The organism is Dryocola sharpae, assembly GCF_051307055.1.
Lineage (GTDB): Bacteria > Pseudomonadota > Gammaproteobacteria > Enterobacterales > Enterobacteriaceae > Dryocola.
In genome coordinates this window covers 1,128,805-1,148,526 of record NZ_CP149994.1, presented here as the reverse complement: position 1 = coordinate 1,148,526, position 19,722 = coordinate 1,128,805, and the positions used below count along the sequence as shown (strand labels likewise).

General features: G+C 52.3%; 16 protein-coding genes, 1 tRNA gene and 1 CRISPR repeat array (1 of these 18 only partly in view). Of the genes, 10 read left to right on the top strand and 7 right to left on the bottom strand.

Features of this window, described 5'->3' with window-relative positions; genetic code table 11:
- Positions 1 to 101 precede the first annotated feature (101 nt).
- From rnk to WLO31_RS05400, 3 genes are all read left to right on the top strand, one after another.
- Positions 102 to 512, top strand: a complete 411-nt coding sequence (rnk, locus tag WLO31_RS05410) for a nucleoside diphosphate kinase regulator (RefSeq protein ID WP_435929472.1) — start codon at positions 102 to 104, stop codon at positions 510 to 512.
- 661 nt (positions 513 to 1,173) lie between these two features.
- Positions 1,174 to 2,151: a winged helix-turn-helix domain-containing protein gene (locus WLO31_RS05405; RefSeq protein WP_435929470.1), complete on the top strand. Its 978-nt coding sequence runs from the start codon at positions 1,174 to 1,176 to the stop codon at positions 2,149 to 2,151.
- The gene (locus WLO31_RS05400; protein ID WP_435929468.1) at positions 2,123 to 2,590 is read left to right on the top strand and encodes a hypothetical protein; all 468 of its coding nucleotides are present in this window, start codon (positions 2,123 to 2,125) and stop codon (positions 2,588 to 2,590) included. The genes WLO31_RS05405 and WLO31_RS05400 overlap by 29 nt, the downstream gene beginning before the upstream one ends.
- Positions 2,591 to 2,670: 80 nt before the next feature.
- Here WLO31_RS05400 and WLO31_RS05395 read toward each other — a convergent pair whose 3' ends face one another.
- The 6 genes from WLO31_RS05395 to folD all read right to left on the bottom strand — a co-directional run bounded on the left by WLO31_RS05395 (position 2,671) and on the right by folD (position 9,137).
- Positions 2,671 to 3,720, bottom strand: coding sequence for a sigma-54 interaction domain-containing protein (locus WLO31_RS05395; RefSeq protein ID WP_435929467.1), 1,050 nt, complete (start codon positions 3,718 to 3,720; stop codon positions 2,671 to 2,673).
- 258 nt (positions 3,721 to 3,978) lie between these two features.
- On the bottom strand, positions 3,979 to 4,977 hold the full coding sequence (locus tag WLO31_RS05390; RefSeq protein ID WP_435929465.1) for a lysozyme inhibitor LprI family protein: 999 nt from the start codon (positions 4,975 to 4,977) through the stop codon (positions 3,979 to 3,981).
- A 217-nt stretch (positions 4,978 to 5,194) separates the two neighbouring features.
- Positions 5,195 to 6,211: a Mal regulon transcriptional regulator MalI gene (malI, locus tag WLO31_RS05385; RefSeq protein ID WP_435929464.1), complete on the bottom strand. Its 1,017-nt coding sequence runs from the start codon at positions 6,209 to 6,211 to the stop codon at positions 5,195 to 5,197.
- A gap of 88 nt (positions 6,212 to 6,299) precedes the next feature.
- Entirely contained in the window at positions 6,300 to 7,799 is a 1,500-nt protein-coding gene (locus tag WLO31_RS05380) for a PTS transporter subunit EIIC (protein WP_435929462.1), read from the bottom strand.
- A 257-nt stretch (positions 7,800 to 8,056) separates the two neighbouring features.
- A complete protein-coding gene (gene ybcJ / locus WLO31_RS05375) occupies positions 8,057 to 8,269 on the bottom strand; it encodes a ribosome-associated protein YbcJ (protein ID WP_435929461.1) in 213 nt (70 codons plus the stop codon).
- Position 8,270: 1 nt separating this feature from the next.
- Positions 8,271 to 9,137, bottom strand: coding sequence for a bifunctional methylenetetrahydrofolate dehydrogenase/methenyltetrahydrofolate cyclohydrolase FolD (gene folD, locus WLO31_RS05370; RefSeq protein ID WP_435929460.1), 867 nt, complete (start codon positions 9,135 to 9,137; stop codon positions 8,271 to 8,273).
- Between the two features lie 202 nt (positions 9,138 to 9,339).
- On the opposite strand from folD, the gene WLO31_RS05365 reads away from it, so the two are divergent.
- The 4 genes from WLO31_RS05365 to WLO31_RS05350 all read left to right on the top strand — a co-directional run bounded on the left by WLO31_RS05365 (position 9,340) and on the right by WLO31_RS05350 (position 13,524).
- Positions 9,340 to 9,416, top strand: a tRNA-Arg gene (locus WLO31_RS05365).
- Positions 9,417 to 9,893: 477 nt separating this feature from the next.
- A complete protein-coding gene (locus WLO31_RS05360; RefSeq protein WP_435929458.1) occupies positions 9,894 to 11,507 on the top strand; it encodes a DUF4041 domain-containing protein in 1,614 nt (537 codons plus the stop codon).
- 543 nt (positions 11,508 to 12,050) lie between these two features.
- The gene (locus WLO31_RS05355; RefSeq protein ID WP_435929456.1) at positions 12,051 to 12,302 is read left to right on the top strand and encodes a DUF1158 domain-containing protein; all 252 of its coding nucleotides are present in this window, start codon (positions 12,051 to 12,053) and stop codon (positions 12,300 to 12,302) included.
- Between the two features lie 103 nt (positions 12,303 to 12,405).
- Positions 12,406 to 13,524: a YbdK family carboxylate-amine ligase gene (locus tag WLO31_RS05350; RefSeq protein WP_435929455.1), complete on the top strand. Its 1,119-nt coding sequence runs from the start codon at positions 12,406 to 12,408 to the stop codon at positions 13,522 to 13,524.
- A 43-nt stretch (positions 13,525 to 13,567) separates the two neighbouring features.
- On the opposite strand, the gene WLO31_RS05345 is transcribed toward WLO31_RS05350, so the two are convergent.
- Positions 13,568 to 14,440, bottom strand: a complete 873-nt coding sequence (locus WLO31_RS05345; protein WP_435929453.1) for a hypothetical protein — start codon at positions 14,438 to 14,440, stop codon at positions 13,568 to 13,570.
- A gap of 257 nt (positions 14,441 to 14,697) precedes the next feature.
- Between WLO31_RS05345 and fdnG the strand changes: the two genes are divergently transcribed.
- From fdnG to fdnI, 3 genes are read left to right on the top strand one after another with little or no spacing between them, the layout of a single operon-like run.
- Entirely contained in the window at positions 14,698 to 17,745 is a 3,048-nt protein-coding gene (fdnG, locus tag WLO31_RS05340; RefSeq protein WP_435929452.1) for a formate dehydrogenase-N subunit alpha, read from the top strand.
- 11 nt (positions 17,746 to 17,756) lie between these two features.
- A complete protein-coding gene (gene fdxH, locus WLO31_RS05335; protein WP_435929451.1) occupies positions 17,757 to 18,641 on the top strand; it encodes a formate dehydrogenase subunit beta in 885 nt (294 codons plus the stop codon).
- Positions 18,634 to 19,290 carry a formate dehydrogenase-N subunit gamma gene (gene fdnI, locus WLO31_RS05330; protein ID WP_435929449.1) on the top strand — a complete coding sequence of 219 codons (657 nt, stop codon included), beginning with the start codon at positions 18,634 to 18,636 and terminating at the stop codon, positions 19,288 to 19,290. Before fdxH ends, fdnI begins: the two co-directional genes overlap by 8 nt.
- A gap of 155 nt (positions 19,291 to 19,445) precedes the next feature.
- Positions 19,446 to 19,722: direct repeats of the CRISPR family, unit length 28 nt; unit sequence TTTCTAAGCTGCCTGTACGGCAGTGCAC; it runs 171 nt beyond the window's last position.

Below are 19,722 nucleotides of genomic sequence, written 5' to 3'. Positions count from 1 at the left end.
CATCGGTAAAGACCAGACCCTCATCGTTTACGGTGAGGGTTTTTCTTTGTACGGTTTCTATGCCACGCACATGAGTGCCTGTTTTTTACACGGAGAGAATTATGTCCAGACCTGCCATCATCATTAACGACCTCGATGCCGAGCGTCTCGATCGTCTGCTGGAGCAGCCGCAGTACGCTACCCTTCCGGTGGCGCAGGCGCTGAATGCGGAGCTGGACCGTGCCGAGATGTGCAGCCCGGAAAAGATCCCTGCGGATGTGGTCACTATGAACAGCCGCGTGAAGTTCCGCGACCTGTCGTCCGGCGAAGAGCATGTTCGCACGCTGGTTTATCCCGCTAACCTGACGGACAGCGATAATCACTTATCCGTGATGGCCCCGGTTGGCGCAGCGCTGCTGGGCTTGCGCGTAGGAGATACGATTAACTGGGTATTGCCAAACGGCAACCAGACCAACCTCGAAGTGCTGGCGTTAGAGTTTCAGCCGGAGGCGGCTGGCGAGTTCCATCGCTAACGGGCTCCGTTCACCGGGAAGCGGTGGTTTATATCACCACCGAACCGGTGAACGGAAAATAGGCAAAGCTTATCTAATTATATTTTCCTGAATAATTCTTCAGCTGCTGTTTAATATTATTTTCAGCGCTGCCTTAGCAAGCAAGGCAATAAAAACCCCTCCGCCAGATATCCTTCCAGCCTTAAACTTCAGGCCAGCTAAACAGTTTAAATACTCTGGCCATTTCCGCAATGTGATTATAACTACAGAAAAACACAAAAATCGCTTCAGACGATCGAAGGTGCAACATAGCATTCATAATAATTTATTTTGGTTACAAAAAATGATAGTTATTAACCTGCCCTGCGCCTTCTTAAAAACGCATAAGAACCTTCGCAAGGTTATAAGTTGCGCAGTACATTTTTATAGCGTAAAAAGGCAGCAGCAAGGCTGTTTCCTGGCGCCGCTCCGATCACAGGCGCGCTTCTGTTGCCCTCTTGCTGCGGGTAATAATCACCGCGCCAGGCGCCGGCGGCGCTTAAATTTCACCCGCCGCGAGCAGCCGTTTAATAATGAGTGCTGAACGGCCTTAATGATTAGATTTCATTATGAGTTGTGCTTTTTTTGGGCCCAGCTAAAATCAATTTGTACCTACAGGAATGGTTTACTGCCGCTATTGAAAATGAACAAATCCTATTGCTCTGTAAATAACTGGTTAATCGATATTCCTTCCGGCTCTATTCTTCATCTGACCACCGGCGAACGAAAAAGGTTAGGTGAGTATCAATTAAAACTCCTTGAGGTATTTATCCAGAATACCGGGGTCATTCTCACCCGCGAACAGCTGACCAATCTGGTTTGGGAAAGGAGAGTCATTGGTAATAACAGCTTACCGAATGCGATTCACGCTTTGCGTTCAGCGCTGGAAGACGATGGCAAACACCAGAGGATTATCAAAACCATACCTAAAAAAGGTTATCTGCTGGAGGCGAAATATTGCTGCTCGGTAATTAAAGCGGAAAATGAAGTCAAAGAAAATGACGACGTATTGCCTGCAGAGGACTCGCTCCTCTCTTTAACCGCCCGGCAGCCCACCTTAGTTACTTTGCCGGAGCAGGACCATGCTGCTTCGGTAGGGCAAACGCTCCCGGCAGAACCGACCGGAGAGCGGCCTGCGGGCATTATTTCGCCATCGCCTTATGTCCCTGCGCAGCATTATCGCCGCCTGTTCATTGTGCTGATCGTGGTGATACTGACCGCGCTGATAGCCTGTGGAGGCATGTGGTATTTCATGGAAGGCCGGCAAAATCGCCTGCTGGTGAATGAGCAGGAGGCCAATGTCTACAGCAATATTCATATCTACAAGATTGTGCCAGCCAGCAACCCGGATCGTAACAAAGACCAGATTTACGATAAGCTAAAGGACACGCTTTATCAGCTAAATCAAATGCTCAAAGCGCAGGCCAGCACGATGAATGTCTATTATCTGAGTATCGATCAGACGCTGAACTACACCTTTTCCATAGAGAGCCGCTGCGACAACAAGCAGTTGGCCATGGCTATCTATCACTGGCGTATCGATAGCGTGCAGTTAAACAACCTAATCCTGCGGGAAACAAAGAGGAAGCTGAATGAAATGGCTGGCTGTTCCGGTGAATAGGTGGTTATCCGGCGGTGCCTTGTTGCTGGCGATGCTAATAGCGATGATGTTCTTCATATGGCCAGCAAAGCCGCCTCTTCCGCAAAAGGTTCAGGGCGTGATCCAGCTGGGATTCTACGATCTGATGTCGCAACGCAAAGAGATTTACGACTCAGGTATGCAGACCGTCGGCAATACTATCCTGACGACCATTACCAGCCCGGACGATAACCGCTTTGTGCTTAAAGGTAAGTTCACCCGGGTGGGGCTTGATGATGGAAAAATGTTCTTTTCCTATACGCCCATTTATTCAAGCACCACCCGATCAGGATTAATGATCGATGGCCTGGTCGATCTGCTGCTGCATTCGGATATCTGGATGGAACCGTTGCAGCTGAAAGATCAGCCTGCCGTGGTTGGTCAGAGCGGGATGATCTTTCTGTATCCGTTACATCGATGATGCGTTGCGGCCGGGCTTGCTTCCGGGTCAGCTTAGCGCCGCCTGATACTGAAACTTTTACTTTTTTATCCCTGCCGGCATCAGGAGTAACATTCAGTATCAAGCCCTTTGTCGCGCATTGACGCCAGCCGATAACGCAATGCCCGCGGGGTGATACCTAAAAAATCTGCGGTTTTCGATTTATTGCCTTTGTGCCGCTTCAGTAAATCGATGATGTACTGGTATTCCGCCATGCGGCCACATAGCTTGACGTTACGCATGGCGGACATCGCCCCACGAACGCCGCCACTTTGCGTTTCCTGATATACAGGCATCACGTCAGCGGCAGTCGTTGCCGCTAAACGGGTCTCCTTCTGCAGCAGGCCAAAATCCTGTGGAGTCATTTGCGCGCCGTTACACAAAATCAGCCCGCGCTGAATGACATTCTCAAGTTCGCGCACGTTGCCCGGCCAGTCGTAGCTCAGTAACGCATCGCGCGCCTCGTCGCCGAGGCGGATTTCACCCTGGCGGAAGGCCCGGTATTTATTGATAAAGCGCAGCGCCAGCGGAATGATATCCTGTTCGCGTTCGCGTAACGGCGTGATATGCATCGGCACCACTGAAAGACGATAAAACAGATCCTGCCGGAAACGGCCTGCGGCTATCTCAACCTGCAAATCTTTATTGGTTGAGGCTACCAGGCGACTATTCAAAGGAATGCGCTGGTGGCTTCCCGGCCGTTCAAACGCCTGCTCTTGCAGCACGCGTAATAATTTAGCCTGCAACGCCAGCGGCATATCTCCAATTTCATCAAGTAATAATGTGCCGCCGTTCGCCTGCTCAAATTTACCCGGCACGCTGGCGGCGGCCCCGGTAAATGCGCCTTCTTCATAGCCGAATAAGATAGTTTCCAGCATGTTTTCAGGAATAGCGGCACAGTTAACGCCGATATAAGGCGCGCCTTTCCCGACGGCATGTTCATGAATATATTTTGCAAGGCACTCTTTTCCGGTTCCTGTTTCTCCGGTAATCAGCACCGGCACATTAAACTGTGCTACACGACGGGCTTGCGCAAATAAATTTATACTGGCGGGAGCGCTGGCAATAAAATCTTCTTCATTGCCGGTTTCCCAATTAACCACGATATTCATAAGACGTCACCAACGTAATTAAACTATCTGACTGACGAAGACTACAACATCACAGCATTCGATGCAGGCCATTATACTCAGGCACCAGGAAGAGTCTTATTTTTAATGGGTATTAAAACATTAATCCATTAAAATCAATCAATTACAAAAGTTATTAACGGTGATTAATCATACAAAAAGGTGCCGAATAAGCTTTTATATCCTGCCAGATTAGCAAGATATAAAAGAAAGGAGGGCGTTGAATATTATATACGCTGATTAAAACTGGTTATCAAAATAACGCATTTTCCAGCTCACCAGGGTACGCGGCATGTACTTCATGTCTTTATTTTCTGTGGTGTAATAGCGCAGTTGAAGTTCACCCTTTGCCGAAGGCGAGATACGCGCCGCCCAGATTTTTCCTGCCGGGGTATACATAATAATTGCCGTCCGGCGATTCGCCGCTCCGCGCACCCACATCGACAGGACCCGTGCGCCAATGTTGTCAATATCTTCCTGATAGATAAATACGTTCGCGGTTTCAACAAATTTTTGATAATCCTCTCCGGTAAGTAGATGGAACTGTTTATCAAGCGCTTGATTGTCAAAAATCCCCATCGTAAACAACGTTGGGCCAGGGCGGGGATCGCTTTCTGCTTTTTCGTATCGCCCGTCGAGGAATACCCCAGAAGGCATCGATAACTGGCAGCCCCATTCGGCGTTACTGTGCACCTGAAGAGAGCCGTCTTTTTTAGGAATGATCAGCAGCTTGCAGTTGCTGGTATCTTTCATTTTTTCAACGACGGCCATGCCGTATACCTTGCGCGCCTCTGCCGTAAAGTCATCCTTATTCAATCCGGCCCACGCGTGCATATCGATGGTAACGGTCCATTCAGCGCTGCGGCTAAACTGTATCGTCCCCCCGCTCATGTTGGGCGCCCGCATATTCCACCACTGCCCTTGCCAGTCGAACAGACTATCCACATCAGAGATTTTGCCGATCCCCTCATAATAGGCGCGCTCAATACAGCTATCCGTGGTGCAGTTTCCCAGCGATGATTCCCATTGGGTGTACGTTTTGCGTACTTTTACGGGGTCGTTTTTGATAAGCATCGTGCGATAGATGAGCGTCATGGTGTTGTCCAGCCAGCGCAGGTTGTTGCTGTTACAGACGGTATTTTCCAGCGGCGTGCTGGCACGCTGACAATTTACCGCCAGAACGCTGCCGCTAAAAAAACTCAGACAGATAAGCAGGCCGAAGATAAGAGGTTTTAACATAGTTAAAGGAAACTCAGGTGGCAGGGAGAAACATTCTGTCCAAAAGCCCCGTTGTTTGCAATATAAAACGCTGCCCACTCACAAACTGAAAAAATAAAAGGGAAGCCGTTAAAATCCGGTAACGCCCTTTTTAAATACAGAGCTATCTCTTCACGGGAGGGCGAAAGTATAAAATGAACTTCGGAGAGCTAATTAATTGATAAAGAATAAAGGAATTTTATGCCGATTCGCGCAGTACCAGTTCGCCGGAGATAACGATCTTTTGCGCCGGTAAGGTGGGCGCTTTTATTTTATTGATAATAAGCGTCGCCGCCTGGCGTCCGGTTTCTTCGCTTGATGCCGAGACGTAGCTGAACAAAGGCGACGTCAGATTGATATGCATCATATCTTCAAAACCAATCAATGAAACCTGCTGGGTCAGAAACACATCTTTGCCCACGGTGCGCCCTACCTGCTGGATGCCGCTCAGGCAACCGATAATCACGGAAGGGGAATGGCAGAGAATGGCGGTAATTTTGTTGCTTTGCTCAAGCAACAGGCGAGTTGCCGTAGCCGCCGCGAGCGTATCATTATCGCAGGCCGGCGCCCACTCCTCGCGAAACGGTAAATCGTACTGTGCGAGGGCCCCGCGATAGCCCAACAGCCGTTCCTGACGAATCAGACAGCCGGCGGTTCCGCCAAGCCAGGCGATATTGCGGTGTCCACGTTCAATCAGATAACGCGTTGCCTGATTCCCGGCCTGACGGTTATCACGCCCGATAACGTCTCTGGCGCTGATGACGGAAGATTCAGAGATAATGACCGTCGGTAGCGGACATTCCGTTATCACCTCGGGAACGGAAGACGAGCCATGGTTTGCATTCAGGTAAATCACCCCCGCCACGCCCTGCTGAGAAAAAGAGGTCAGGCACTGACGGAGCTGCCGATCCTCATCCTGCGGCTGACCAAGAAATACCATGAAGCCCTGTTTCTCAAGCTGTTGCACTACGCTTGCCGTCACCTTCACGGAAAAGGAGTCGGAAAAATCACGGATAATCAGGCCAATCAGGTTTGAGGTATTTGCGCGCAGATTTGCCGCCGCCGTATTATGGACGTAACCAAGCTGCTTGATGGCGGCGTTGACCTTGTCGATAGTGGCCTCGGAGATTTTTCCCTTATTGCGCAGCACCAGCGACACCGTCGAGACGGAGACGCCGGCCAGCCGGGCTACATCAATGATATTGACCTTTTTCATCCCGCTCCTTCCATGCAAATTTCCTTGTTATCAATACCATAAAGCCCCCGGTAAGCATACAGGGGGCTAACACGATCTTTTAAGGACGTTATTTAGCCATCATTGTCGACATGGTCTGGGCGATAAACTGCGCTCGGGCGCCGAATATCACCTGAATACCTGAGTCGCCAACAAATACCACGCCGCGCGCGCCGAGGCTGTTCAGGCCGTCTTTATCAACTTTATCGCTCTTATCCACTTCAAGGCGCAGGCGCGTGATGCAGGATCCAACCGAGCTGATATTCTCCGCGCCGCCCAGCAGACCGATAATATCGCCAGCCAGTTCGGCATCGGTTTTGTCGCTGACGTTGGCCGTAACCTCCGTGCGGCCCGGCGTTTTCACATCGAAACGACGGATCACAAAGCGGAAGGTGAAGTAGTAAATCAGCGCCATCGGCACGCCTACCACAACCGCCATCAGGAAGTTAGTCTGGTAGCCGTTAAACGACGGCAGAATGCCAAAGGAAATATAGTCAATCATGCCCGCGGAGAAAGACTTGGCGATATGCGCATGCAGCAGGTACATACACATATAAGACAGCCCGGCCATAATCGCGTTAAACACGTACAGAATCGGCGCCACAAAGATAAAGGTAAATTCAACCGGCTCGGTGATGCCCGTCAGGAAACAGGTCAGCGCCGCAGAGAACAGAATACCGGAGGCAATTTTCTTATTTTTACTGTTCGCTTCGTGATACATCGCAAGGCACGCGGCCGGCAGCGCAAAAAGCATCAGCGGGAACTCGCCCTGCATGAATTTACCGGCATTCTGGTAGCTGTCGCTGCTGAAGGATTTCACGCCCTCTTCCAGCATCTTGAACCAGATTGTCTGGTCGCCGTGAATCACCTGGCCTGCGTGCGTGGTGTATTCCCCAAACGAGTACCAGAAAGAGGGATACCAGATATGGTGCAGGCCAAGCGGGATGAGCGCGCGCTCGGTCAGGCCAAAGATAAAGGTGGATAACGCCTGGTTGTCGCCGTTGACAATAACCGAGAGCGAATCAATCCCCGACTGGATGTACTGCCAGACCCACGGCAGCGCCATGCCCAGCAGGAAGGAGAGAAACGCCGTGGCAATAGCCACGAAACGCTTGCCGGAGAAGAACCCCAGGAATTCGGGAAGCTGCATGGTGTGGAATTTGTTATAGCACCACGCGGCGAGGATACCGGAAATCAGGCCGCCGAAGACGCCCATCTGCAGCGTCGGGATGCCCACCACCATGGCATATTTTCCGCCCGCCGCCGCCATTTCCGGCGTGATGTGCAGAACCGTGCCGATAGTCATATTGATGATAAAGACCGATACCGCCGCCGACAACGCCGCAATCCCGGACTCCGCCGCCAGCCCTACTGCAGAACCGATGGCGAAGAGCATCGGCAGGTTATCGAAGATCACCCCGCCTGCGTTCATCATCAGTGGTAAATGGAATTTATCGCCGAAGGCCAGTAACAGACCCGCAGCAGGCAGCAGTGAAATAGGCAGCATTAACGCGCGCCCTATCATTGACAGCCTGGATAACGATTTTGTAATGCTCGATAACACACTCATAGATAATCCCCCGGTGTTGACGCTGCCATCGCGTTTTTTACGCGTTTTTATGGTAAGTAGAACGTTCTAGTAGAACGTTCTACTTATAGTGACGAAACGCTTTTTTTCCGGCAACTAAAAAACAGGGTTGTAGCCATACTGTTATCGAATATTTGAAGCTGCGCAGGTTTTAACCAGCATTTTTGTGGGGGTTTAAATGGGGATACTACCGGATTGAACCCTCTCCTGATGGAGAGGGTTAAGATGCGGGGCAAATCTTAAGCCTGAACGGTAACGCTCAGGCTTTCAAAGCTCACCGTCTGACCCGCAACGATTTTACAGCGTTTGCGGGTTTCCACTTCGCCGTCCACCTTCACCAGGCCTTCGGCGATCACCGCTTTCGCCTGCGCGCCGCTTTCGCACCAGCCTTCCAGCTTCAGCAGATCGCACAGTTCAACGTGGGGGTGTTTTCCTAATGAGAAGGTCGCCATTTTATACTCCATCGACATCATGATATTCCTCGCAGGCCTGCAAGGTATTCTGGATAAGAGTGGCGACGGTCATCGGGCCTACGCCACCCGGAACCGGCGTAATATACGAGGCTTTGGCTGCGGCTTCATCATAATTTACGTCGCCAACCACTTTGCCGCTCTCCAGACGGTTGATGCCAACGTCCACAACGATCGCCCCTTCCTTGATCCACTCTCCCGGAATAAAGCCCGGTTTGCCGACGGCAACGATAACTAAATCGGCGTTCTCAACGTGGTGACGAAGGTTTTTGGTAAAGCGATGCGTGACGGTGGTAGTGCAGCCGGCCAGCAGCAGCTCCATGCTCATCGGACGGCCAACGATATTGGACGCGCCAATGATTACCGCGTTGAGGCCATAGGTATCGATATTGTAACGCTCAAGCAAAGTGACAATACCGCGTGGCGTGCAGGGACGCAGGCGCGGCGCACGCTGGCACAGACGGCCTACGTTGTACGGATGGAAACCGTCCACGTCTTTATCCGGATCGATTCGCTCCAGCACTTTTACGTTGTCGATGCCCGCAGGCAACGGCAGCTGAACCAGAATGCCGTCAATTTCGCCGTCTGCGTTCAGAGAGTCGATCAGCGCTAAAAGCTCGGCTTCGCTGGTGGTGTCCGGCAAATCGTAAGAGCGGGAAACAAAACCGACCTCTTCACAAGCCTTACGTTTGTTAGCGACATAAATCTGCGACGCAGGGTTCTCGCCAACCAGCACCACGGCAAGACCCGGGGCGCGTTTTCCAGCGGCAATTCGGGCACGAACTTTTTCAGCAACTTCAAGCCGTACCTGCTGCGCAATCGTTTTACCGTCAATAATCTTTGCTGCCATCAGTCAGATAATTCCGTCTGTAATCAAAAAGGGAGGGGGTTGCCGGTATTTTGTCAGAAGCCAGGCTCGCTGTCAGGCAAAGTTCGGTCTTTATGCTCAATTGTCGCGCAGGTGGTTGAAAAGCCATTGACTAGAAAGGCACTGACCGTATAATCCGAGCGTTCCGAATGATACGCATAATCCGGAACGGCACTTCTGAAGTGCGCCCTTAGCTCAGTTGGATAGAGCAACGGCCTTCTAAGCCGTAGGTCACAGGTTCGAGCCCTGTAGGGCGTACCATTTCGAAGTACGCAGACGTCAACTGACGTCTTTTTTTATGCCTTAAATTCAGCAAGCTGGCTGATTTTAGCGCGTCGAAACTCTTTCTGAGTCTGCTTACATTCACCAGCAGCAAGTAATACCTGTTGGTATATATGATGGTAAAAGTCTGCGCTGAATGGCTAAGAGCAAGGCTGGTGCGTAACTATAAAGGTTCAGCCATGCCTTATCCCATCAACGTCGCAGAATTTTACTGATATGTTCAGTAACAGCCCCATTAAATGTTTAGCACTAATGACGCCTGGAGGAATATATTTCATAGCCTGGATATTTCAGCCTCAGAAAAATGAATGCTTCTGCTTATTGGCACCATGATACCGACCGCCTGCAGGGCTCCATGCTCGCCTTTATATCTCCCTATTTCGATTACAAAAAAACAAACGGGTGAAATGCGTTTATCTCATTCACAATAGGTATAACCTTACAGGATTAATTTCAATGAACGTCATGTATTACTCAGTCGCAGGGGTTATCGCTTTCATCGCCATTTTGGCCGTATTGGCGGTAAATAACAAAAAATTAAAAGCCGCTAAAGCAGATGCCGCAGACAAAGCTGCACGCCTCGAGCGTTATGCGACTATCACGAATGCCGAAGCCGAAGCCGAGCGCATCATAAACGTTGCTGAAGGCGCCGCTCGGGAGCTAGAACTCGTTTCGCAGCGCCTCCAGGATAAAGCGAAAACCGAAGCGGCCAGCACTATCGCTGCCAGCGAAGCCGATGCGAAAACTATCACCGCACGTGCCGATGTCATTCTTTCTGATGCGCGGGCCGCCGCCAGGCACCTTGGTACTGAAGCACTGGCCTCCGTGGAAACGCAACGCGCGAAATGTGCTGAAATTGAAAAACAAATTGATGAGCTACGTGCTTCATATCGCGATAAGAAGATAATCTTTGACGAGCTGGAAGACGCACTGTCCATCTACAAAGACGACATGGATTTTGCCGAAATGGGGTTCTATGCCCCGCACTTCGACTTTGATACCTCTGAGGCCTTCCAGGACGCTATACGTGCTAATCGTCAGCGCCAGAAAGATATGCTGCGTGTAAAGTCCGCGCTGGGTGCCATCTACTGCACTACTGAATGGACCGTAAGCGGCTCGAAGACCGAAGGTAAGAAAATGACCACACGCGGCATCAACATGACCGCCCGTGCGTTTAACGGCGAATGTGATGCAGCCATTGCCAACACCAGCTTTAAGAACGTGGCAACCATGGAATCACGTATCTACAAAGCTTTTGATGTGTTGAACAAGCTGAACGAAGTGAACCAAATTCACATCAACCACGCTTACCGCGATCTGAAAATTGAAGAGCTACAACTCACGTTTGAATACCGCGCCAGGAAGCAGGAAGAAAAAGAAGAACAACGCGAAATCCGTGCCCAAATGGCTGAAGAACGTAAAGCTCAGGCTGAGATTGACCGTGCCATCCGTGAAGCCGAAGAAGAAGAACGCCGTGCCCAGAAAGCCCTGGCTAAAGCACGCAAAGAAATGGCCGAGAAACTGGCGAAAATGACTGCTGAACAGGCGACAAAATATCAGAAGAAGATCGACGCATTGCAAGACGCCCTGACCGAAGCCGAGCTGAAAGGGCAGAAAGCCCTGAGCATGGCGCAGCAGACCAAGCGCGGTCACGTTTACGTTATCTCTAATATCGGTTCATTTGGAGAGAACGTCTTTAAAATTGGTATGACTCGGCGACTTGATCCACAGGACCGCATAGACGAGTTGGGTAGTGCCTCTGTACCGTTCCTGTTCGATGTCCACGCCATGATCCACAGTGATGATGCTCCAGCCATGGAGACTTCGCTTCACCAGCGTTTCAGCGAGAAGCGCACCAACCTTGTGAACAAGCGTAAAGAGTTCTTTAACGTGAGTCTGGAAGATATTAAAGCAGCCGTATTTGATGTGGCGGGTAATGATGTGGACTTTATCGAAACTGCAAGTGCCCAGCACTATCATGAAACGAAGGCAATTCGTAAACAGCAGGCTGCGGAAGCTACGCTGGCGAAAAATATATTGAAACAGCCTCGATTTGCCGAAACCATCTAATCCCCAACTCGAAAAAGGCCCTCTAAAAGGGGCCAGTTTGGGTGAGCTTACAGTCCGTTTAATATAATCGTCTGAACCCTTTGAGAGGATATGGTGCGACGCTCTGTACGGACGCGGATACGGCATCGCATCCAGAACTGAGCAATCTCTTTAATCTGATGATATTGAACTTATGAAAATTGGTTACATTTCTGCCATTGGTTCCAGACATGCTGCCGGAGAACAAATTAAAATGGAACTGCATTACAAGACAGAAATATTAAAAGTGAAAATACCTATAATATTTATAAGATTAATGCGGAAACTCCAAAATTCATGTAGAGATATAGAGGTAATTACAATGGACAATAAAAACCTTTCAGAATTACCCGGGTTCAGCCATGAATTAGCAGTAAAGCTATTGCGCTAAAAATAAATCAGTTTTTCTTCGTTTAGCGATATCAAACCTGCACGGACAAAACCTTAACTGGTTTGCACCCCAGCGCCGTTTCCCGGACAATGCCCCTCTTTAACGCTGGCTTCATAACACCGGATCACCACGACATGAAACATCCCCTCGAATCCCTGCTGAGCGCGGGCGGCATCCTGCTGCTGGCTTTCTTATCCTGCCTGCTGCTCCCCGCCCCTCTGCTCACCCTGACGCTTGCGCAAAAGCTGCTGGATACTTTTCATCTGCTTGACCTTAACCAGCTTTACACGATCGTCTTCTGCGTATGGTTCCTGCTGTTAGGCGTGATTGAGTATTTTGTCATTCGCTTTGTCTGGCGCAGGTGGTTTTCGGTTGAGCGCGGATAAGCGTTGTTTTTCAGGTGAACGCTGGCGGCCTGCGCTGCGCTGAAACTTTCTGCTGCTGTCTATACTTATCTCAGGAAATCAACTGACACAATGGGATAGCGCTATGCCTCTGACCGATTTTGAGCACTCCGATCCTTACACGCTCGGCATTGAACTGGAAATGCAGATTGTTAATCCGCCCACCTATGATTTGAGCCAGGATTCCTCGCTGCTGATTAAGGATCTTAAAGGCCGTATCAGCGCAGGCGAGGTAAAGCACGACATTACCGAAAGCATGCTTGAGATTGCCACGGACGTGTGCAAAGACGTGGAAGAGGCAAGGACGCAGCTTACGGATTTACGCCATCGGGTGTTGCAGGCGGCCGGCAAACACCATCTGGCGATCTGCGGCGGCGGTACGCATCCATGGCAAAAATGGCAGCGGCAGGAAATATGCCAGAACGAACGCTATAACCGCACCCTTGAGCAGTTCGGCTACCTGATGAAACAGGCCACCGTATTTGGGCAACATGTTCACGTGGGCTGTCAAAACGAAGAGGACGCCATCTATTTACTGCACGGCCTGTCGCGTTTTGTGCCGCATTTTATTGCCCTTGCCGCTTCTTCACCTTATATCCAGGGCTCCGATACCGGCTGGGCCTCTTCGCGACTGAATATTTTTTCCGCTTTTCCGGATAACGGCCACGCTCCCTTCGTCAGCGACTGGCAGGAATTCACCTGGATGTACCAGCGCCTTGAAACCAGCGGCATTATCCAGTCGGTAAAAGATCTGCACTGGGACATTCGTCCCAGCCCCAAATTTGGCACCGTCGAAGTGCGGGTAATGGACACCCCGCTTTCCATCACCCGGGCGATAAATATCGCCGGTTTTATCCAGGCCCTTGCGCACTGGCTGCTGAGCGAACGCCCGTTCGTTCCGCGTTCCGAAGATTATTTGCTCTACCGTTTCAACCGCTTCCAGGCATGTCGATACGGGCTGGCAGGCACGCTGACGGATGTACGAACCGGGGAGCAACGTACTATTGCCGAAGATCTTTTGCCTCTGCTCGACACGCTTGCGCCTTACGCAGCGCAGCTTCACGGCGAAAGCGCGCTGGAAGCGATACACGACTCCATTCGCAAAAACGTCAGCGACACCGCGCAAATCCGTGACTTCATCGCCGGAGGAGGATTGCTGACGGAACTGGTGCGGGAACACTGCGAGCTTTGGGCTGAGAAATAGAACCCTCCATTATTCCCGGCATCATAAAGCCGGGAATAAAAACTTATTTTTCATCGACAGACCAAAGCGCCGCATCCTTATGAGCCGGGTCGAGCTTATAGGCGGCATTCAGCTTCGGATGATCGGCAATCAGTTCGACGAGATCCGTTGCCGAGTTTATCGGGATAAGCTGATAGGCCGCATCAATTTTACGCACTGCATCAATAAAATGCGGCCTGGTCGCATATTTGCGCACCGCATCGTTTTCCGCGTAACGCTTTTGCTGGGCGATGGCGATCATCCAGAACATCGGCCGCCACCAGGCCCAGGAAAAATCACAGCGTCCGATAACGTCCGTAGCATTGTTCTGGTGAGCCAGGATAGAAAAAAAATTGATTAGCTCATCAAGCTTATAACGATCGTTTTGTTCGCCTGCCCTGAAGTCAGCCAGGTTTTTATAGCGGGTCACCAGAGCAATACGTTGCCAGGCCTCGTCAGGCAGATCTTTTTGCTCCGCGACATAAAAACGTGAAACGATGAATTCGAAATAGTCACGGCTCGCCATCGCCGGGATCAACACATTCATCGAGGCATTCTTCACGCCCTGGAAATATTCGCTGCAGTAAGTCTGAAATAAACTCACCACGGCACTCTCTTTCGCATGCTCCGCTGACGCCCGGTTTGCCTCCGCCGTTTTAGCCAGCTCGCTTTTGGTCTCCTGTAATTCATGGATTTGCAGGAATACCGTCAGGATCACCCCGCACAGCGCCAGGCCCGCGAAAAGGGCATTCACGCTGCTGAACATATCGGCCAGCGGCTGGTTGGTTATCGCCTTTATTTTCTCCGGCTCTGCGCCCACGTACCACGCCCAGCCCCAGAGGCCAAAAATCATCACCGTGGAAAAAATCACTAAACAAAGAAACGTTCTGCTTTTCACCCCTTCTTCCTTTTTATCGTTTTGCGCCACCCACGTAGCGATATTATTTTTTGTGCAGCATAAATCGTTTTGCAAAAAAGTGCCCGTAACCCGCGCCGCCAAACCCACACACCGAAAATGGTTATTAAACGCCCACTTTCTCTACTCATTAAGAGGTGTTTCTCTACCCAATCCATAGCGGATTGATTTCACTCAATATACCTCCTGCCCCAGTTGCTATTTTCGCCGTCGTTTATTGTCATGACAATGAGGTTACGATGGACGTCAGCCGCAGAAAATTTTTTAAAATCTGTGCCGGCGGAATGGCAGGAACCACCGCGGCGATGCTGGGCTTTGCTCCAGCCGCCGCGCTTGCGGAAGTGCGCAACTACAAGCTGCTGCGCGCAAAAGAAACCCGCAATACCTGTACTTACTGTTCCGTAGGATGTGGATTATTGATGTACAGCCTGGGCGACGGCGCAAAAAACGCCAAAGCCAGCATTTTTCATATTGAAGGCGACCCGGATCATCCGGTCAGCCGTGGCGCGCTCTGCCCGAAAGGCGCGGGCCTGCTGGATTACATCCACAGCGATAACCGCCTGCGCTACCCGGAATATCGCGCGCCGGGTTCAGATAAATGGCAGCGCATCAGCTGGCAGGACGCCTTTGAGCGCATCGCCCGCCTGATGAAAGATGACCGCGATGCGAACTTCGTTGAGAAAAACGAACAAAACGTTACGGTGAACCGCTGGCTTTCCACCGGCATGCTGTGCGCCTCGGCGGCCAGCAACGAGACCGGAATACTCACGCAGAAATTTGCCCGCTCGCTGGGCATGCTGGCAGTTGATAACCAGGCACGCGTCTGACACGGACCAACGGTAGCAAGTCTTGCTCCAACATTTGGTCGCGGTGCGATGACCAACCACTGGGTTGATATCAAAAACGCCAACGTGGTGATGGTGATGGGCGGCAACGCCGCTGAAGCGCATCCGGTGGGTTTCCGCTGGGCGATAGAAGCCAAAAACAACAACGACGCCACGCTGATTGTGGTCGATCCGCGCTTTACCCGCACCGCTTCGGTGGCGGATATCTACGCGCCGATCCGCTCCGGCACCGACATTACTTTCCTGTCGGGCGTAATTCTGTACCTGATTAACCACAACAAAATCAACGCTGAATACGTTAAAAGCTATACCAACGCCGCCCTGCTGGTGCGCGACGACTTTAGCTTTGATGACGGCCTGTTCAGCGGCTACGACGAAGAAAAACGTCAGTACGACAAAACGAGCTGGAACTATCAGTTCGATGAAAACGGCTATGCGAAACGCGACGAAACGCTGAACCATCCGCGCTGCGTGTGGAACCTGCTCAAAGAGCACGTTTCCCGCTATACGCCGGACGTGGTGGAGCACATCTGCGGCACCCCGCAGGCGGACTTCCTGAAAGTGTGCGAAGTGCTGGCCTCCACAAGCGCGGCCGACAGAACGACCACCTTCCTCTACGCGCTGGGCTGGACGCAGCACACCGTGGGCGCGCAGAACATCCGTACGATGGCGATGATCCAGCTGCTGCTCGGCAATATGGGCATGGCGGGCGGCGGCGTAAACGCCCTGCGCGGACACTCCAATATCCAGGGCCTGACCGATCTGGGTCTGCTCTCTACCAGCCTGCCGGGTTATCTGACCCTGCCGTCTGAGAAGCACACCGATCTGCAAACCTATCTGGCCGCCAACACGCCAAAAGCGACGCTGCCAGGCCAGGTGAACTACTGGGGCAACTATCCGAAGTTCTTCGTCAGCCTGATGAAAGCGTTCTACGGCGACGACGCGACCCGCGAAAACAACTGGGGCTTCGACTGGCTGCCGAAGTGGGATCAGACCTACGACGTGCTGAAATACTTCGACATGATGGACCGCAACAAAGTCACCGGCTATATCTGCCAGGGCTTTAACCCGGTCGCCTCCTTCCCGGATAAAAACAAGGTCGTCGCGAGCCTGAGCAAGCTGAAGTATCTGGTGATTATCGATCCATTAGTGACCGAAACCTCCAACTTCTGGCAGAACCACGGCGAGATGAACGACGTCGATCCGGCGAGTATTCAGACCGAAGTATTCCGCCTGCCGTCCACCTGTTTTGCCGAAGAAGACGGTTCGATTGCCAACTCCGGACGCTGGCTGCAGTGGCACTGGAAAGGTGCCGATGCGCCGGGCGAAGCGCGTAACGACGGCGAAATTCTGGCCGGCCTGTACCACCGCATGCGCGAGATGTATCGCACGGAAGGCGGGAAAGGCGCTGAGCCGCTGCTGAAAATGGGCTGGCACTACGATCGGCCGGATCACCCGGAATCTGAAGAAGTTGCCAAAGAGAACAACGGTTACGCGCTAGAGGATCTCTTCGATCCGGCCGGAAATCTGCTGGCGAAAAAGGGCCAGCTGCTGGACTCCTTCGCGCTGCTTCGCGACGACGGCACCACCGCATCCGCCTGCTGGATTTATACCGGTAGCTGGACTGCGAAAGGCAACCAGATGGCGAACCGCGATAACAGCGATCCGTCCGGACTGGGCAACACGCTGGGCTGGGCATGGGCATGGCCGATGAACCGCCGCGTGCTCTATAACCGCGCCTCCGCTGACCCGCAGGGTAAACCCTGGGATGCGAAACGCATGCTTATCGAATGGAACGGCGCGAAGTGGGTCGGCAACGACATTCCTGACTTCAGCACCGCCGCGCCCGGCAGCGGCGTTGGGCCGTTCATCATGCAGCAGGAAGGCCTGGGCCGTCTGTTTGCGCTGAATAAACTGGCCGAAGGGCCGTTCCCGGAACACTACGAGCCGTTTGAAACGCCGTTGGGCACCAACCCGCTGCACCCGAACGTGGTCTCTAACCCGGCGGCGCGTCTGTATGAAGCCGATGCGAAACGCATGGGCAAGCGCGAGCAGTTCCCTTATGTGGGCACCACGTATCGCCTGACCGAGCACTTCCACACCTGGACCAAGCACTCGCGGCTTAACGCCATCGTGCAGCCGGAGCAGTTCGTGGAAATCAGCGAAAAGCTGGCGAAAACGAAAGGAATTGCCAGCGGCGACCATGTAAAAGTCAGCAGCAAACGCGGCTTTATCCGCGCCGTCGCGGTGGTAACGTCGCGTGTGCGCACGCTGAATGCGGGCGGGCAGGAAGTGGAAACCATCGGCATACCGCTGCACTGGGGCTTTGAAGGCACGGCGCGTAAGGGTTATCTCGCCAATACCCTCACCCCGTCCGTCGGCGACGCCAACTCGCAAACGCCGGAGTATAAGGCGTTTCTGGTCAACATTGAGAAGGCGTAAGGAGCGAACTCATGTCCATGCAATCTCAGGATATTATCAAGCGTTCGGCTACTAACGGCTTTACGCCGCCGCCGCAGGCCCGCGACTACAGGGAAGAGGTGGCGAAGCTGATTGATGTTTCCAGCTGTATCGGCTGTAAAGCCTGCCAGGTCGCCTGCTCGGAATGGAACGACATCCGCGATGAGGTGGGGCACTGCGTCGGGGTTTACGATAACCCCGCCGATCTGAGCGCCAAATCCTGGACGCTGATGCGTTTTTCAGAAACCCAGCAGAACGGCAAGCTGGAGTGGCTTATCCGCAAGGATGGCTGCATGCACTGTGCGGATCCGGGCTGCCTGAAGGCCTGTCCGTCCGCCGGGGCCATCATTCAGTACGCCAACGGCATCGTTGATTTTCAGTCGGAACACTGCATTGGCTGCGGGTACTGCATCGCCGGCTGCCCGTTCAATATTCCGCGCCTGAATAAAGACGACAACCGCGTCTACAAATGCACGCTCTGCGTGGATCGCGTAAGCGTGGGCCAGGAGCCTGCCTGCGTGAAAACCTGCCCGACCGGCGCCATCCACTTTGGTACCAAAAAGGAGATGCTGGAGGTAGCCGATGAACGCGTCGGCAAGCTGAAAAAACGTGGTTATGAGCACGCGGGCGTCTACAACCCGCAGGGCGTTGGCGGCACGCATGTGATGTACGTTCTGCACCATGCTGACCAGCCGGAGCTTTATCATGGTCTGCCAAAAGATCCGCAAATCGATACGCCAGTCAACCTGTGGAAAGGCTTGCTCAAGCCGCTGTCGGCGGCAGGCTTTATCGCCACCTTCGCCGGGCTGATTTTCCACTACGTGGGCGTCGGGCCGAACGAAGAGGTGGATGAAGACGAGGAGGAGCACCATGACTAAGAAGAGCAAAATGATTGTCAGGACGAAATTTATCGACCGCGCCTGTCACTGGACGGTGGTTATCTGTTTCTTCCTGGTATCGCTCTCCGGCATCGCGCTGTTCTTCCCGACGCTGCAGTGGCTGACGGAAACCTTCGGTACGCCGCAGATGGGCCGGATTCTGCACCCGTTCTTCGGCGTGCTGATTTTCGTGGCGCTGATGTTTATGTTCACGCGCTTTGTGCATCACAACATCCCTGATAAACACGACATACCGTGGGTAAAAGGCATCGTTGAGGTGCTTAAGGGCAACGAACATAAGGTGGCGAAGGTCGGTAAATATAACGCCGGGCAGAAAATGATGTTCTGGACCATCATGAGCATGATTTTCGTGCTGCTGGTGACCGGTGTTATCATCTGGCGGCCTTATTTCGCCGACTTCTTCCCCATCAGGGTCGTGCGCTATAGCCTGCTTATCCACGCGACAACGGCGATTATTTTGATCCACGCCATCCTGATCCATATGTATATGGCGTTCTGGGTGAAAGGCTCGATTAAAGGCATGATCGTCGGCAAAGTGAGCCGCCGCTGGGCGCAGAAACACCATCCGCGCTGGTATCGTGAAGTTGAAGCGTCAGAAGCGAAGAAAGAGAGCAGCAAGGGGCTGTAGCTCTGCGGAAAATAAAAGATGATGGCGCGCCATTTTCGTCTGATACAGCAAAGGACAACGTTGCTGGTAGGGTCGATATGGCGCGCCATCTTTTTTGTTATAGGCCGTCTGCGCGGCAGTGAATAATATTGTCAATCTATCCGGCCATTTTAGGCTTCCTAAGCTGCCTGTACGGCAGTGAACGCCAACGGCGAAAAAATTATCAGCGCCTTTATCTTCTAAGCTGCCTGTACGGCAGTGCACGGGCGGGTGCAGCGCATGGTGCGGGTGCATCATTTCTAAGCTGCCTGTATGGCAGTGCACGAAGAAACAGCATGGGAGCGCAGCAACAAGCATTTCTAAGCTGCCTGTACGGCAGTGCACGTCAATTTCAGGAATCGCGCAACTTACTTTTATTTCTAAGCTGCCTGTACGGCAGTGCACTTCGCTCTC

What these genes read in the sequence shown, in the direction of transcription:
- rnk (WP_435929472.1), top strand. Translation starts at nt 102, where the DNA reads ATGTCCAGACCTGCCATCATCATTAACGACCTCGATGCCGAGCGTCTC.
- WLO31_RS05405 (WP_435929470.1), top strand. Translation starts at nt 1,174, where the DNA reads ATGAACAAATCCTATTGCTCTGTAAATAACTGGTTAATCGATATTCCT.
- WLO31_RS05400 (WP_435929468.1), top strand. Translation starts at nt 2,123, where the DNA reads ATGAAATGGCTGGCTGTTCCGGTGAATAGGTGGTTATCCGGCGGTGCC.
- WLO31_RS05395 (WP_435929467.1), bottom strand. Translation starts at nt 3,720, where the DNA reads ATGAATATCGTGGTTAATTGGGAAACCGGCAATGAAGAAGATTTTATT.
- WLO31_RS05390 (WP_435929465.1), bottom strand. Translation starts at nt 4,977, where the DNA reads ATGTTAAAACCTCTTATCTTCGGCCTGCTTATCTGTCTGAGTTTTTTT.
- malI (WP_435929464.1), bottom strand. Translation starts at nt 6,211, where the DNA reads ATGAAAAAGGTCAATATCATTGATGTAGCCCGGCTGGCCGGCGTCTCC.
- WLO31_RS05380 (WP_435929462.1), bottom strand. Translation starts at nt 7,799, where the DNA reads ATGAGTGTGTTATCGAGCATTACAAAATCGTTATCCAGGCTGTCAATG.
- ybcJ (WP_435929461.1), bottom strand. Translation starts at nt 8,269, where the DNA reads ATGGCGACCTTCTCATTAGGAAAACACCCCCACGTTGAACTGTGCGAT.
- folD (WP_435929460.1), bottom strand. Translation starts at nt 9,137, where the DNA reads ATGGCAGCAAAGATTATTGACGGTAAAACGATTGCGCAGCAGGTACGG.
- WLO31_RS05360 (WP_435929458.1), top strand. Translation starts at nt 9,894, where the DNA reads ATGAACGTCATGTATTACTCAGTCGCAGGGGTTATCGCTTTCATCGCC.
- WLO31_RS05355 (WP_435929456.1), top strand. Translation starts at nt 12,051, where the DNA reads ATGAAACATCCCCTCGAATCCCTGCTGAGCGCGGGCGGCATCCTGCTG.
- WLO31_RS05350 (WP_435929455.1), top strand. Translation starts at nt 12,406, where the DNA reads ATGCCTCTGACCGATTTTGAGCACTCCGATCCTTACACGCTCGGCATT.
- fdxH (WP_435929451.1), top strand. Translation starts at nt 17,757, where the DNA reads ATGTCCATGCAATCTCAGGATATTATCAAGCGTTCGGCTACTAACGGC.
- fdnI (WP_435929449.1), top strand. Translation starts at nt 18,634, where the DNA reads ATGACTAAGAAGAGCAAAATGATTGTCAGGACGAAATTTATCGACCGC.